The following is a 607-nucleotide window of genomic DNA, read 5'->3' as shown; positions in this document are numbered from 1 at the left end:
GCGACACCGGACAGGTCAGTGTCCTGCCTCCTCAATTATTTTATAACATTTGAGATTATATTTTTGACTATTCCTGCGGGACAGTGACCTGTCACCTGTCCTTTCCTTCTATTTGCGAAGGATTCAACATGGTGTACGTTCTGTTTCTGTTACCTCCCTTCGCTGCGAGATAGCCAAACTCCGTAAGTTGTCGCAAGTAGCGTTTTGCGGTGGTTGCAGTAAATCCAAACTGCTGAACGATGGTTTCTGTCGTCGTTTCTTCTTTATCGGCCATAAAGACAAGAATGCTGGACAGTTTATCCGCCAAAGAGGGCTTTATCGACCATTTATCGACCATTTCCTTCGCAAAACCATGTTTATCGACCATTTCAGATGCCATATTCTTTATAAATTGGTCGATATCCTGTTTCAGGTGACTGCAATGCAGGTGGCTCATACAATTCAGGAAAATATCTATGTTTTCTTCTTCTCTTGTGCTGATTAGCGCCTGTATGTATTCTGCCTTATCTTCTTTCAGCACCTTTGTGGGTAATACACCATATTCCATCTGCAGCAGGTTCATCAGCAGCCGGCATGTTCGTCCGTTGCCGTCAGCCCAAGGATGGAT

1 protein-coding gene is annotated in these 607 nt (G+C 44.3%); it reads right to left on the bottom strand.

What is annotated here, in order from left to right; all coding sequences use genetic code 11:
• Positions 1 to 91: 91 nt before the first annotated feature.
• Positions 92 to 607, bottom strand: a 516-nt coding sequence (locus CIK98_RS08115) for a Fic family protein (protein ID WP_172409867.1), incomplete at its 5' end; no start/stop codon positions are given.

The organism is Prevotella sp. P2-180 (assembly GCF_002251435.1).
Lineage (GTDB): Bacteria > Bacteroidota > Bacteroidia > Bacteroidales > Bacteroidaceae > Prevotella.
This window is presented reverse-complemented; position numbering and strand designations above follow the sequence as displayed.